Source organism: Kingella negevensis, from assembly GCF_030177895.1.
GTDB lineage: Bacteria > Pseudomonadota > Gammaproteobacteria > Burkholderiales > Neisseriaceae > Kingella_C > Kingella_C negevensis.
Genome location: NZ_CP123448.1, coordinates 1,307,658 through 1,321,281, shown reverse-complemented (window position 1 = coordinate 1,321,281; position 13,624 = coordinate 1,307,658). Strand labels below are relative to the sequence as shown.

The 13,624-nt window shown below is 47.4% G+C and carries 12 protein-coding genes; 9 read left to right on the top strand and 3 right to left on the bottom strand.

Annotated features, from left to right (window positions below; translation table 11 throughout):
- Positions 1–46: 46 nt before the first annotated feature.
- The 3 genes from QEO93_RS07295 to QEO93_RS07285 all read left to right on the top strand — a co-directional run bounded on the left by QEO93_RS07295 (position 47) and on the right by QEO93_RS07285 (position 2,397).
- Positions 47–364: a YbaK/EbsC family protein gene (locus QEO93_RS07295; protein ID WP_143445772.1), complete on the top strand. Its 318-nt coding sequence runs from the start codon at positions 47–49 to the stop codon at positions 362–364.
- Between the two features lie 92 nt (positions 365–456).
- The gene (locus QEO93_RS07290) at positions 457–1,422 is read left to right on the top strand and encodes a PhoH family protein (RefSeq protein WP_032136298.1); all 966 of its coding nucleotides are present in this window, start codon (positions 457–459) and stop codon (positions 1,420–1,422) included.
- 39 nt (positions 1,423–1,461) lie between these two features.
- A complete protein-coding gene (locus tag QEO93_RS07285) occupies positions 1,462–2,397 on the top strand; it encodes a DMT family transporter (RefSeq protein WP_209434834.1) in 936 nt (311 codons plus the stop codon).
- A gap of 71 nt (positions 2,398–2,468) precedes the next feature.
- On the opposite strand, the gene QEO93_RS07280 is transcribed toward QEO93_RS07285, so the two are convergent.
- A complete protein-coding gene (locus QEO93_RS07280; protein ID WP_085815686.1) occupies positions 2,469–4,463 on the bottom strand; it encodes a UDP-glucose:protein N-beta-glucosyltransferase in 1,995 nt (664 codons plus the stop codon).
- Between the two features lie 201 nt (positions 4,464–4,664).
- Between QEO93_RS07280 and murA the strand changes: the two genes are divergently transcribed.
- Complete coding sequence (gene murA / locus QEO93_RS07275) at positions 4,665–5,927, top strand: UDP-N-acetylglucosamine 1-carboxyvinyltransferase (RefSeq protein WP_032136287.1); 1,263 nt, start codon at positions 4,665–4,667, stop codon at positions 5,925–5,927.
- A 46-nt stretch (positions 5,928–5,973) separates the two neighbouring features.
- On the opposite strand, the gene QEO93_RS07270 is transcribed toward murA, so the two are convergent.
- Positions 5,974–6,096, bottom strand: coding sequence for a hypothetical protein (locus QEO93_RS07270; protein ID WP_257874878.1), 123 nt, complete (start codon positions 6,094–6,096; stop codon positions 5,974–5,976).
- Between QEO93_RS07270 and QEO93_RS07265 the strand changes: the two genes are divergently transcribed.
- The 4 genes from QEO93_RS07265 (at position 6,077) to fghA (ending at position 9,817) form a co-directional block, all read left to right on the top strand.
- Positions 6,077–7,006 carry an ABC transporter ATP-binding protein gene (locus QEO93_RS07265; protein WP_044249846.1) on the top strand — a complete coding sequence of 310 codons (930 nt, stop codon included), beginning with the start codon at positions 6,077–6,079 and terminating at the stop codon, positions 7,004–7,006. The two genes, QEO93_RS07270 and QEO93_RS07265, sit on opposite strands and share 20 nt — an antisense overlap.
- 178 nt (positions 7,007–7,184) lie before the next feature.
- Entirely contained in the window at positions 7,185–7,604 is a 420-nt protein-coding gene (locus tag QEO93_RS07260) for a glycosyltransferase (protein WP_179184675.1), read from the top strand.
- 34 nt (positions 7,605–7,638) lie between these two features.
- Positions 7,639–8,775, top strand: coding sequence for an RNA-guided endonuclease InsQ/TnpB family protein (locus QEO93_RS07255; RefSeq protein WP_284627562.1), 1,137 nt, complete (start codon positions 7,639–7,641; stop codon positions 8,773–8,775).
- Positions 8,776–8,977: 202 nt separating this feature from the next.
- Positions 8,978–9,817: an S-formylglutathione hydrolase gene (gene fghA, locus QEO93_RS07250; protein ID WP_032136946.1), complete on the top strand. Its 840-nt coding sequence runs from the start codon at positions 8,978–8,980 to the stop codon at positions 9,815–9,817.
- A gap of 63 nt (positions 9,818–9,880) precedes the next feature.
- Here the strand turns inward: fghA and QEO93_RS07245 are convergent, their stop codons facing one another.
- Positions 9,881–11,302, bottom strand: a complete 1,422-nt coding sequence (locus tag QEO93_RS07245; RefSeq protein WP_032136947.1) for an alanine/glycine:cation symporter family protein — start codon at positions 11,300–11,302, stop codon at positions 9,881–9,883.
- Between the two features lie 264 nt (positions 11,303–11,566).
- Between QEO93_RS07245 and QEO93_RS07240 the strand changes: the two genes are divergently transcribed.
- Positions 11,567–13,444, top strand: coding sequence for an autotransporter assembly complex protein TamA (locus QEO93_RS07240; RefSeq protein WP_425337436.1), 1,878 nt, complete (start codon positions 11,567–11,569; stop codon positions 13,442–13,444).
- The last annotated feature ends 180 nt before the right edge of the window (positions 13,445–13,624 follow it).

Below are 13,624 nucleotides of genomic sequence, written 5' to 3'. Positions count from 1 at the left end.
AATCCAAGTCGCCGAAATTAATCCCGATTCTGCAGACGGACAACTTTTGCATGAGCAATACAATGTACCGCTAGAAATGGAACTGAACTGCATCGTGGTGGCAGGCACACGCGGCGAAACAACCAAATTTGCCGCGATTGTGTTGCCCTACGGCAAACGCGCCAACACAGGCAGCCCAGCCAAACAAGCGTTGGACGCGAAGAAAGTTTCCTTTGCACCGTTGCCCGAAGTGATTGCCGCGACTGGTATGGAATTTGGCAGCATTACCCCAGTTGGGCTGCCTGAAAATTGGGCGGTGCTGATTGATAGCAGCGTGTTGCAACTGGAAAACGTGATGATTGGCGGCGGATTAGCGAAAGATTAAACAACCGTAGGGTGCGCCCCGCGCACCAAAATTCAGGTAGCCTGAAAACGGTGCGCACGGCACACCCTACGCACAAACAGAAAGACCGAAAGATGACCCACACCGTACACCTACAATTTGAAGACTACAACCCAATCGCCCTACAAAGACTTTGCGGCGCATTAGACGACAATTTGCACACACTCGCGCACAGCCTAGACGTGCAAATCAGCCGCCGATTTGACCATTTCACGTTTTCAGGCAGCCTAGCCCACGCCGCACGAAACGCACTCGTTGCGCTCATGGACATCGCCGAACAGGGCGAATTATCCGATGACGACATCAACCTAGCCGCCATTGAAGCCAAAACATCAGACGCGCAACACATTCAAAAATCAGACGAAAATCACGCCTATTATTTCCACACCAAACGTGGCAGTATTGGCGGACGCACGCCGCGCCAAAACGGTTACATTCGCGCCTTGCTCAATCACGATATTGTGTTCGGGCTGGGGCCTGCTGGTACGGGCAAAACGTATTTGGCGGTTGCGGCGGCTGTGGACGCTATGGACAAACATCAAATTGAACGCATTGTTTTGGTGCGCCCTGCGGTAGAAGCAGGCGAAAAATTGGGTTTCCTACCAGGCGATTTGGCGCAAAAAGTGGACCCTTATTTGCGCCCATTGTATGACGCGCTTTACGATTTAATGGGTTTTGACCGCGTAACCAAATTGATGGAAAAAGGCTTGATTGAGATTGCGCCGCTTGCTTATATGCGTGGGCGCACGTTGAATGGCGCGTATGTGATTTTGGACGAAGCGCAAAACACCACGCCCGAACAGATGAAAATGTTTTTAACGCGCATTGGTTTTGGCACAAAAGCTGTGATTACGGGCGATTTGAGCCAAGTGGATTTGCCGCGCCACATCAAATCGGGTTTGCGTGATGCGCGTGAGAAATTGGACGGCGTGGACGGGCTGTATTTTCATGTGTTTACCAGTGAAGATGTGGTTCGCCACCCATTAGTTCAAAAAATTGTGGAAGCGTATGACACGGCTGATGAAAATGGCACGGAATAGTTTTCAGGCTGCCTGAAAGTTGAGAAATACAGAAAGTTAATCATGCAACAAAAACCTCTTCTTGGCGGTTCGCTTGCGCTGCTGGCAACGATGACGTGGGGCACGCTCCCTTTGGCGGCGCAACAAGTCTTAAAAGCGTTAGACGCGCAAACTTTGGTTTGGGCGCGGTTTGTGGTGGCAGGTGCGGTGTTGTTTGTGCTGCTGTGTGCGCGGCGGCGTTTGCCTGATTGGTCGCGAATGAATAAGCGCGATTGGGCGTGTGTGGTGATGGGGTTTGTAGGGCTGTCGTGCAATTTTGTGCTGTTCGCGCAGGCGTTAAATTATATTTCGCCCACCACCGACCAAGTGCTGTGGCAGCTTGCGCCGTTTACGATGATTGGGTGCAGCGTGTTGCTGTTTAAAGAACGCATTAATCGTTTTCAGATTATCGGATTTGTGCTGCTGATTGTGGGTTTGATTGGTTTTTTTAACGATCGTTTTGCGGAAATTTTGCAGTTTAATTCGTATTCGTTGGGCATTTTGATGGGGGCTTCGGCGAGTATGATTTGGGTGATTTATGGGATTGCACAGAAATTTTTGTTGCACGTTTTGTCTTCGCAACAAATTTTGATGTTGATTTATGCAGGGTGCGCGCTGTTTTTAAGCCCGATTGTTAGCCCAAGTGAATTGCTGGCGTTGCGTGGTTTTCCGTTGGTTTGCCTGATTTATTGTTGCTTGAATACGCTGGTGGGTTATGGTTCGTATGGCGAAGCGTTGAACCATTGGGACGCGTCTAAAGTGAGCGTGATTACGACGCTGATTCCGATTTTTACGATGTTGTTTTCCTTGTTGGCGCATAAATTGCAGCCTGAAACTTTTGCGCCGTTGAATATGAATGCGCTGAGTTACGCTGGGGCGTTTGTGGTGGTGGCTGGCGCGATTTTGGCGGCGGTGGGAGAGAAGTTGTTTCAGAAGAAATCAGATAAGGCAGCCTGAAAAAGTTTTCAGGCTGCAAAAAAGCCAGCATATTTCGTATGCTGGCTTTTTGTTCTCACAACAGGCTTATCTTATTGTTTAGACTTGCGTGCTGTGGTTTTTTTCGCTGCTGGCTTTTTGGCTTTGCTTGCGGTTTTCGTTGCTTTGGCTTTTGGTGCTTCAGCTTCTGTTTTCTCTTCAGCAGGTGCTGCTGGTGCAGTTGCTTGAGCAGCTTGCCATTCTTGCAGTTTTTGCAAGAACACGCGTCCCATTGGGCGTGGGTCGCCAGTAAACAGGGTTTTCAAGCCGTTGTTTTCAATGATGTGGCGACGCAATGCCAAACGTTCTTCGTGGTTTTCTGCTAAACGAATCGCGCAATCTACGTATTCATCTGCGGTTTTGGTAATCAACCATTCTGGCAAGCCTAGGCGTTTGAACAAACCTTCATCAATGTGCTCGTGTACTTCTGGCCCTGTTTTGCAGACGCCCACTAAACCTAAAGTAACCATGTCGATGATGCCGTTTGTGTTACCAAATGGGAATGGGTTAATCATCATGTCGCATTTGTTCAAGGTTTCTAGATATTTGTCGTAACCTTGGTGTGGGTGCGCGGTAACGTCGTCGCCCAAATAAGTTTTCAGGAAGCGTTCAACGTATGGGTGCGTTACGCCGCTTGATTGACCCATGGCGAAGTGGAAGTGTACTTTCACTTTTGCGCGGTCGCGAATGGCTTGGCAGGCTTTCAAGAAGTATGGGTTCAGTTTCATAGTGGTTGAAGCCACGCCGATGTTTACCACTTCTGGGTTTTTGCGCAAATTGTATTTCACTTCTTTTGGTGCGAGTGCTGATGGCACGTAAGGCAACGCGTCTTTTGGCAAACGCAATAATTTTTCGCTGAAACATTCTTCGCTGCCCACGTAGTCGTCTTCCACAATCACGTATTCAATAAATTCTGAATGTGTGGTGGCTGGGTGACCTAAGGCGATGGCTTGGATTGGGGCAAAACGTGCGTTGCTCACGAAGATTGGCAACATGTCCATGCCGATGCTTGGCATGTACAACACGGCTGGTTTCACTTCTTCGCAGATTTTGCGAACAGCGCTCATGCGTTCATAAACAGAATTGCGTTCTACTTCATGGAATTCGTCAAATACTTCACGACCTTTTTGGTCTACGGCATGGTTGCCGATACCGATTAAGTGGAAGTGTTCACGTGCGGCAACCATTGAAGTTGAGTGGGTGCGGTAAATTGAGTGTGATGCGTGGAAGTGCTCCAACACCACAACCATCACAGGTTTGTCGTTTTTGGTGCCCACTTCTTTGGCTGGTAAATCTTCCCATTTCCAGTCGGTCAGCATGTGGCGACGAATCACTTGGTTCAATGCGTGTTTGACATTGTGTTTGTTGGCTGCAATGTCGTAGCTACAGTGCATATACACATCGTGGCTGATGTTGCTTGGCACGCGGTTTAAGTTGGCAATAGTGGCTAAATGTTGTGGGAACCATTGCAAGATTTTGCCACGTTTGCCAAATGCGGTTTCTGTGCCGATAAAGCGTGGTGATTGCAAGGCAAAGCACAATGAAGCACATACTTCTGGTAGAGCATTCCACAACATTTGGAAATCTAAATCCACATTTGATTCTGGCAAATACAAAATCGCGAATTTGTAGAATGCTGAAACATTGTTGTCTAAGCTGATGGCTGTCCACAAAGAATTTGGTTCTGGGTTGCGGTTGTAATTGGCTAAGATGTGGTCAGCGTTCACGTATGGAGAAGAAGCAAACACCATGTTAATCCAGCGTTGCAACAGCATAAAACGCTGGAAGCCTGCTTCGTTGATACTCAGATTTGGGTCGCTGAACAATTGTGTAATCGCATTCGCCATGCGCGTACAGAAATGAGTGATGATTTGGTATTCCAAGTTTGCCAATTGTTTTGGACATTCCATTTCAATGCCGTGTAACATACCAAAGTTAGCATCTAATTTAGACAAAATATTCAATAATTCTTGAGAAGCTGCTTCGTAATTTTTTGCGGCAACTTCTTGTTCAAATCGTTCTACGCTGGGATTGCGCTGTTCTGCCATGATGTTCTCCTAGTTTTCATGGTGTACTGTAAAAATCATAATTGTAAGCAAGTGTTGTGCCCAAAGAATAGGGGGTGAGAAAACAAAATTTTCAGGCTGCCTGAAATACACGTTAAACCAAGTTTTTAGGTATAATCCGCCCCAATCTTTTTCAGGCAGCCTGAAAACCTAAATTCAATCATTATTTGAAGAAAGACTATTGTGGATAAACTAAAAATCGTTGCCAACGGCAAATTAAACGGCGAAATCGTGGTATCAGGTGCAAAAAACGCCGCCTTGCCCTTAATGTGTGCAGGCTTGCTGACTAACGGCACATTGCGCTTGAAAAACGTACCCATGTTGGCAGACGTGAAAACCACGCAAAAATTGCTGCAAGGCATGGGCGCACGCGTTTTAACCGACAACACGAGTGAATTTGAAATCAACGGCGGCACCGTAAACAACACTTGCGCCCCTTATGATTTGGTACGTACCATGCGCGCGTCTATCTTAGTTTTGGGCCCGACTTTGGCACGTTTTGGCAAAGCAGAAGTGAGCTTACCGGGTGGTTGTGCGATTGGTGCGCGCCCTGTAGACCAACACTTAAAAGGCTTGGAAGCCATGGGCGCGGAAATCACGATTGAGCACGGCTATGTGAAAGCCGTTGCACCAAAAGGCAAATTGCAAGGCGCGCGCGTGGTGATGGACGTGGTAACGGTTGGCGGCACAGAAAACTTGCTGATGGCTGCCACTTTGGCAGAAGGCACAACCATTTTGGAAAACTGCGCCGTTGAGCCTGAAGTGGTGGATTTGGCAGAATGCTTGGTAAAAATGGGCGCGAAAATCCAAGGCATCGGCACAGCAACCATGACCGTTGAAGGCGTGGCAGAATTGCACGGCTGCGAACACTGCGTTGTCCCAGACCGCATTGAAGCTGGCACATTCTTGTGCGCCGTAGCGATGACAGGCGGCAAAGTAACTCTGAAAAACGCCGCGCCAAAAACCATGGAAGCCGTGTTGGACAAATTGCGTGAAGCAGGCGCAATCATTGAAACGACCGACAATTCCATTACAATCGATATGCAGCAACGCCCGAAAGCGGTAAACATTCGCACCGCCGTACACCCAGCATTCCCAACCGATATGCAAGCGCAATTTATGGCGTTGAACGTGGTGGCTGAAGGCGTAAGCAAAGTAACCGAAACCATTTTTGAAAACCGTTTCATGCACGTGCCAGAATTGAATCGCATGGGCGCTAACATCACGATTGAGGGTAACACCGCGTTGTTGCAAGGCGTGGAAACATTGTCAGGCGCAACCGTTATGGCGACCGACTTGCGCGCGTCTGCCAGCTTGGTGATTGCGGGTTTGGTGGCAAGCGGCGAAACCATTGTGGACAGAATTTACCACTTAGACCGCGGCTACGAATACATCGAGAAAAAACTCGGCGGTGTGGGCGCGAAGATTGAGCGTATTCACGGTTAATCACAGTAAAACGCAGCCTGAAAATGTTTTTCAGGCTGCGTTTTTATTAACCATTTTGCAGCCTGAAAACGTAGGTCGGATACTCGTATCCGACAACCGAAACCCCATTTTCAGGCTGCATTCCCAACCCATATCGCAGCCTGAAACCCATGCTAGAACTCATCAACATCAACAAATCCTTCAACCACAAAACCGTCGCGCAAAACATCAGTTTTCAAGTGCCAGCAGGCAGCATCACGTCCGTACTCGGTGCAAGCGGCAGTGGCAAATCCACGCTGCTCAACATCATCACAGGCTTATTGCCAGCCGATAGCGGCGAAGTCCGTCTCAACGGCGCATTACAAAACCATTTGCAGCCTGAAAAACGCCACATCGCCATGATGTTTCAAGATTTCGCCTTGCTGCCCCATTTAAATGTTTGGCAAAACGCCGCATTCGGGCTACGCATGCGCGGGGCAAGCAAAAAAATTACGCGTGAAACCGTGTTATCGCTGCTAGACGAAGTAGGTTTGGCAGACGCAGCCGAGCGGCGCATTGACGCACTATCAGGCGGCGAAAAACAGCGCGTAGCCCTTGCGCGTGCGTTGGCAGGCGAACCCAAATTGCTGCTACTAGACGAACCGTTTTCCAGCTTGGACACGCATTTGCGCGAACAACTGCAATCGCTCACCAGCGAACTTGTGCGCCGCCGCCAAATTCCTGCACTGCTGGTTACGCATGACCCAGCCGAAGCCTGCGCCCTGTCGGACAAACTGGTTTTACTGGCGGACGGCAAAATCTTGCAGCATGACACGCCAACCAATGTGTTGGCGCGTCCGCAATCCATGAACGTGGCGAAATTGCTCGGCTGCTTGAATGTGAACGCGGCGCGTTATGTGCCGCCCGAAGCGATTGTGTTGGCAGACGAGCGCGGTGTGGATTGCGCCGTATTGTCGTGTTTCAGGCTGCCTTTGGGTTGGCGTGTAACCGTGTCGCACCCGAAATATGGCGAATTGTCTTGCTTGGTGGGACAGGCATTTGCTGGGGAAACGTGTCGCGTTTGGGTTGATGAAACGCGGATTGTGGCATTTGCAGCCTGAAAACGTAGGTTGGATTCAAGAATCCAACCTACGAAAATCGTAGCCTACAAGGTTCTGTTTTTCAGGCTGCGACAAGTAACCTTTCACAAACCTAAAGCGTGGGTATGGCGGCGCAACGCCATGCGCAACCGTCAAAATAAACGAAATGTATTTGCAGCCTGAAAACGAGAAAAACACCATGAACATCAGTCAAATCTTCATCAGCGATGAACCCATTTCCGAATTGCCAACCGCGCTAGACACTGCCGTGAAAAGCGTAAAAAGCGTATTAGCCAATGTTGCGCACACGCAGCACACCATTTATCTGAAAGAACCGCTACGCGCGTGGATTAACCAAGAATACGGCGCAGAAATGCTCAAAGCGTTTGATAAACTGAAGCCTTTTGCCTACCAAGCCGATTTAGCGCGTTATTTATTGCTATATCGTTTGGGCGGTTGGTATTTTGACATTGCTATCCGCGTGGTAAGCCCTACCACAAATATACCTGACGATATTGATTTCATTGCATTTTCAGATTTATCCGAATGCGCCGTAAAACTTCGCCGTTTACGGCGGAAATATCAGGCGCGGACTGCGAAGCAGTCCAATCAATGTTAAAATTTAGCCAATTTTTTAAAACTGAAACCTAAAAATGTTGATACTCAAAGCGTTCAAATTTGAACTTATACCCAACGGAGAACAAATCCGCAAACTGAAACAATTTTGCGGTTGTTCGCGTTTTGTGTTCAACCGTGCTTTGGCGTATCAAAATGAACAATATCAAAAAGATAACTCTTTCAAATTCAGTTACGCCAAAATTGCGAATTTGCTGCCTGAATGGAAACGTGAGCTAGTTTGGCTAAAAGATTGCCACAGTCAGGTTTTGCAGCAATCTTTGAAAGATTTAGAAGCTAGTTTCAAAAACTTTTTCGCCAAACGTTCAGACTTTCCAAAATTTAAACGCAAGGGTGAAAAAGACAGTTTTCGCTTTCCGCAAGGTTGCAAATTGGAACAACAAAATAATCGTATCTATTTACCAAAAATGGGTTGGGTGCGTTATCGCAATAGCCGAGCTATTTCAGGCAGCCTGAAAAATGTAACCGTCAGCCAAAAATGCGGTAAGTGGTATGTTTCTATTCAAACAGAATTTGAGACGGAAACGCCAAAACCCAACGGCGGAGAAATCGGTATTGATATGGGCATCGTTCGTTTTGCTACTTTGTCCAATGGCGAATATTTTGAGCCGATTAACGCATTTAAGAACCTAAAAGGCAAATTAGCGAAACTACAAAAACGTTTCAAAAACAAGACCAAATTTTCTAAAAATTGGCAAAAGTTAAAAGCCAAAATTTCAAAATTGCACCACAAAATAGCCAATATTCGTAAAAACTACTTGCATCAAATCAGCAGCCAAATCAGCCAAAACCACGCGATTGTATATGTTGAAGATTTGCAAGTGGCGAATATGTCTAAATCGGCAAAAGGTAATGCTGAACAACATGGCAAAAATGTGAAACAGAAATCAGGCTTAAATCGGGCGATTTTAGACCAGTCTTGGGCGGAATTTAGGCGACAGTTGGCGTATAAATTGGCTTGGAATAGTGGTTCTTTGTTTGCCGTTCCGCCACAAAATACCAGCCGATGTTGTCCGAATTGCGGACATACGACAAAAGACAACCGCCAAACGCAGGCGAATTTTGAATGCGTAGAGTGTGGCTATCAAAACAATGCCGATGTAGTAGGCGCAATCAATATATTAAAACGTGGGCAAGCCATTCAGGCTGCCTGAAAAAACAAAAATCAGGGCAGGACGTGTCCGTAGCGCGTGTGAAGTGAACAATGCAGTCAGGTTGTCAGCAGCACGAACCCACCGAAGCGAGTCAGCAAAACATTGCTAGCCGCAGTAGGAATTCCCTTCGTTCACGGAGGGAAGGACGTCAATTTCTGTCGTGTACTCAAAGGCAGCCTGAAAATATTTTGAAAGCAAAAACATGAAATTACTCAATGAATACAAATCATTTGGCGGCGCACATCGCCGTTATCAACACTTTTCTGAAACCACGCAATGCGAAATGATTTTCGCGATTTATTTGCCGCCGCAAGCTCTTTCAGGCAGCCGTGTTCCTGTTTTGTATTGGCTGTCGGGATTGACTTGCACCGATGAAAATTTCGCCACCAAAGCTGGCGCACAACGCTACGCCGCCGAGCATGGCATCGCGATTATCATGCCCGACACATCGCCACGCGGCGAAAATGTACCCAATCAAGATGTGTTAAATATCGGTTTTGGCGCAGGTTTTTATGTGAACGCGACACAGGGCGAATGGGCGAAAAATTATCAAATGTATGATTATGTTGTGAAAGAATTGCCTGATTTGATTGAGCAACATTTCCCCGTTAGCGAAATCCGCAGCATTGCAGGACACAGCATGGGCGGGCACGGCGCGTTGCAAATCGCGATTAAAAATCCTGACCGCTATCAATCGGTTTCCGCGTTTGCGCCAATTACCGAGCCAACGCAATCGATGTGGGCGCAAGCGGCATTCCGCACCTATTTGGGCAACGACCAAAGCGCATGGTCGCAATACGACAGCACGGATTTGTTGCGCTATGCCGAGCGCATTCCGCCGATGCGAATTGAGCAAGGTACGGCAGACGAATTTTTCCCAAACCAACTCAGCCCTGAGCCGTTGGCAAAAGTGGCGGCGGAAAAAGGTTTTGCGGTAGATGTGCAAATGCGCGATGGCTACGATCACAGTTATTATTTCGTCAGCAGTTTTATTGGCGAACATATGGCGTTTCATGCGAAATATTTATTTCAGGCAGCCTGAAAACGCAAAAAACCGTGCGGATTAACTTCTCCGCACGGTTTTCATTTTCAGGCTGCCTGAAAATTATTTTTCGTGATACTCATGAAATTCATACTGATAAGACACTTCCCGACCTGATTTCACCTGATTCAAATAATCATCATAAACCGCCTTAATTTCCTTCCGCAGCAAGAACAACGCAATCACGTTCGGAATCACCATAAAGCCGTTAAACATATCCGACAAGCTCCACACCAAGTCCACCTTGCCCATCGTTCCCAACACAATCGCCAGCAAAACCAAGCTGCGATACGTTTTCAGAAACTTGCCTTTGAACAAGAAATGAATATTTGATTCGCCGAAATAATACCAGCCGATAATGGTTGTGAACGCGAAGAACGTCAAGCAAACCGCCAACAAACCAGCACCCCAGCCACCAAACGCAATGGTAAACGCCTGCTGCGTAATCGCTGCCCCTTGCAAGCCCAATGTGTTCGCGTCCGTCAGTAAAATAATCAGAGCCGTTGCCGTGCAAACCAAAATCGTGTCGATGAAAATACCCACAAACGCCGCCATGCCTTGCAAAGCTGGGTGAGCCACGTCTGCCGTTGCGTGTGCGTGTGGCGTTGAACCCATGCCAGCCTCGTTTGAGAACAAGCCGCGTGCCACGCCAAAACGAATCGCCTCACGCATACCAATACCAGCCGCACCGCCCAACACCGCTTCAGGGTTAAACGCCGCCACAAAAATATGATTAATCATCGCAGGCACATGGCTGGAAAACATAAACAAAATCACAACCGAACACAGAATGTAAACCACAGCCATAAACGGCACGACAAACTGAGCCACGTTTGCAATGCGGTTGATGCCGCCAATGAAAATAGAGCCAGCTGCTATCGCCAAAATCACGCCTACCGCCACTTCAGGAATCTCAAATGCCACGTTTACCGCGCCTGCAATGGAATTGGCTTGCGTGGCATTACCGATAAAACCCAGCGCGATAATCAGCGCAATCGAGAAAAAGCCTGATAAAAAACGCGCGTTGGTGCGACCAATTTTGTTGGTGAGACCGTGCGTGATGTAAAACGCAGGACCACCAATATATTTGCCATGACTGACCACGCGATATTTTTGCGCCAATATGGCTTCAGCGAAAATCGTGGACATCCCCAAAAACGCAGACAGCCACATCCAAAAAATCGCGCCTGGTCCGCCTGCTGTTAATGCCGTTGCCACGCCAGCGACGTTGCCCGTGCCGATTTGTGCGGAAATCGCCACCGCAAGGGCTTGGAATTGCGACAGAGATTGATGGTCTTTTTCGCCTTCTTTTTTGCTGAACAAGCCGCCAAACACGGATTTGAAACCCACACCAAATTTGGTGATTTGCGGTGCGCCGAGATACACGGTGAAAAATAAGCCAATGCCCAGCAAAGCGTAAATCAAAAGATAATCCCAAAGCGCAGTATTCACCGCACCCACCACCTTGGATAATATTTCCTGCATGTGTGTTTCCTATAAGAAGTAAGGGCAGCCTGAAAGTTTCAGGCTGCAATAAAAAAACAAAAACGCGAAGATTATCCGCGTTTGAATATTTGTAATAAAATCACAATGATAGCGGAGTTTACACTTTATTGGAATAGTGTCTACAAAATCCACCCATTCTTACGGTAGACTACACATCAATCATCTATTAAAAAACGTGATATATCTTCATTTTGCAGCCTGAAAAATGAAGAGAGTATGCTAGAATTTGCAGCCTGAAACGTTATCTTGAATGTATCTGTTATGACTTTACGCCGCCTTGTTATTTTGCTATTTTCCCTATTTAGTTCGCCTTTGGTTTGGGCGGAAAACACTGTGGTTGAATTTAACCCTTTGGAAAAAATTCACGGCTCAGTTGCCGAAGCAGTTACCACAGCCAACGAAGAAGCTGAACAAGCCAAACTTGAGCCAAAATATCCCATTGAGATTAAAGCTGATAACGCCGAAATCCAAACCATGTTGGAAAACTACCTGCCACTAATCGCTTATCAACGCAAAGAAGTGTTGGACAAAGAGCAAGTGGGTTATCTAGCGGAAGATGCGCCGACAGATGCGAAAAAAATGATTCAAACAGAAGGCTATTTCAACAGCGAAGTTAACGTCAGTCCCCAAGGCGAAGGTTATCTGGTTGATGTGAAAGTGGGCAAGCGCACCAAAATTGAAAACGTGAACGTGTTTATTGCGGGCGATGTGATGCAAGACAGCGAGCTGGGAACGTATTACAAAAATGCCTTTTCTAATTGGAAATTACCCGTTGGTTCAAATTTCCGACAAGACGACTGGGCAAGCAGCAAAACGGGCGTGTTGAGTGCCGTGTCGCGCAAAAAATATCCACTTGCCGCGCTCACACAATCGCAAGCCCTGATTAACCCACAAACTCAACAAGCGGAATTGACCGTAGGTGTGGACAGCAAGCAACCGATTTACTTCGGTGATTTTGAAATTGAAGGCAACCAGCGTTATCCCAAAGATGTGATTTTAGGCATGGCAACCTTTCAAACGGGCGATGCTTACGATTTAGACAAATTGCTGGATTATCAGCAAGCCTTAGAAAGCGACAGCCACTATTCAGGCGCAAGCGTGCAAGTGGATTTTGACAAACTACAAGACAACCGTGTTCCCATCAAAATCGCCGTTTCCGAAGTGAAACGCCAAAAATTTGAGGCGGGTGTGCGCTTTGATTCCGAATACGGACTGGGTGGCAACATCAGTTATGACCACTACAATGTTTTCAATCGTGGTTACGTTGGCTCGGTGGTGTGGGATATGGACAAATACCAAACCACGCTCGGTGTCGGTATCAGCCAGCCGCGCAACAACACAGGTCATTATTGGACAAGCAACGTAACGTATAACCGCAGCACCACGCAAAAATTAGAAAAGCGTGCTTTGAGTAGCGGCTTATGGTACGTGCGCGACCGTGGCAATATTGAATCGCGCTTGGGCTTAGAATTTTTAGCAGAAGACAATAAAATCCCTTCAGAAGGCGTTAATTTAGGGCGCAGTTTTGCCACCATGCTCACCGCATCATGGAAACGCCATAACTTAGAAACCGCCCTACGTCCGCAAAACGGTTACTACTTAGAGGGCAAAGTTGGCACAACATTGGGCAGCTTGTTATCGTCCACATTTATGGCACGAGCCAAAGGCAGCGCAGGGTATTACTTCACACCTGAAAACAAAGCAATCGGCACATTTGTGGCACGTGGCGAGATTGGCTATGTTCACACCAAAGATGATTTTTTAAGTGGCGACGTACCCTCTAGCTTAATGTTCCGCACAGGTGGAGCGTCCTCTATTCGCGGTTACGAACTGGAAAGCATTGGTCGCAAAACCAACTTATCCAACGCCGTTTTACCAGATCGCGCCATGTTTGCCGCCAGTGCAGAATACCAATACCCCATCAAGCAAGACTTTGCACTTGCCGTGTTCCACGATGTTGGTAATGTCGCGCACACGTTCAAAGAAATGCAAAATTTGTATCACGGCACAGGGATTGGCGTGCGTTGGTTTAGCCCAGCTGCACCGTTCTCGTTTGATATTGCTTACGGACACCGCGATAAGAAAGTGCGTTGGCACATCAGCTTGGGAACGCGCTTCTAATTTTCAGGCTGCGCTTCAAAATGCAGCCTGAAAACACATTTCGTTCATTTGAAAGAGAACGTGGCGTTGCGCCGCCACACCCACGCGCTATTAAGATACGCCTTGTCCAACAAAAACAGTTTCACAAAATATTCAGCCCACATTTTTCAGGCTGCATTCTCAAATATAAAAACGCAGCCT

Coding starts and splice junctions, on each gene's coding strand:
- QEO93_RS07290 (WP_032136298.1), top strand. CDS start 457: ATGACCCACACCGTACACCTACAATTTGAAGACTACAACCCAATCGCC.
- QEO93_RS07280 (WP_085815686.1), bottom strand. CDS start 4,463: ATGGCAGAACAGCGCAATCCCAGCGTAGAACGATTTGAACAAGAAGTT.
- QEO93_RS07265 (WP_044249846.1), top strand. CDS start 6,077: ATGCTAGAACTCATCAACATCAACAAATCCTTCAACCACAAAACCGTC.
- QEO93_RS07270 (WP_257874878.1), bottom strand. CDS start 6,096: ATGTTGATGAGTTCTAGCATGGGTTTCAGGCTGCGATATGGGTTGGGA.
- QEO93_RS07260 (WP_179184675.1), top strand. CDS start 7,185: ATGAACATCAGTCAAATCTTCATCAGCGATGAACCCATTTCCGAATTG.
- QEO93_RS07255 (WP_284627562.1), top strand. CDS start 7,639: ATGTTGATACTCAAAGCGTTCAAATTTGAACTTATACCCAACGGAGAA.
- fghA (WP_032136946.1), top strand. CDS start 8,978: ATGAAATTACTCAATGAATACAAATCATTTGGCGGCGCACATCGCCGT.
- QEO93_RS07245 (WP_032136947.1), bottom strand. CDS start 11,302: ATGCAGGAAATATTATCCAAGGTGGTGGGTGCGGTGAATACTGCGCTT.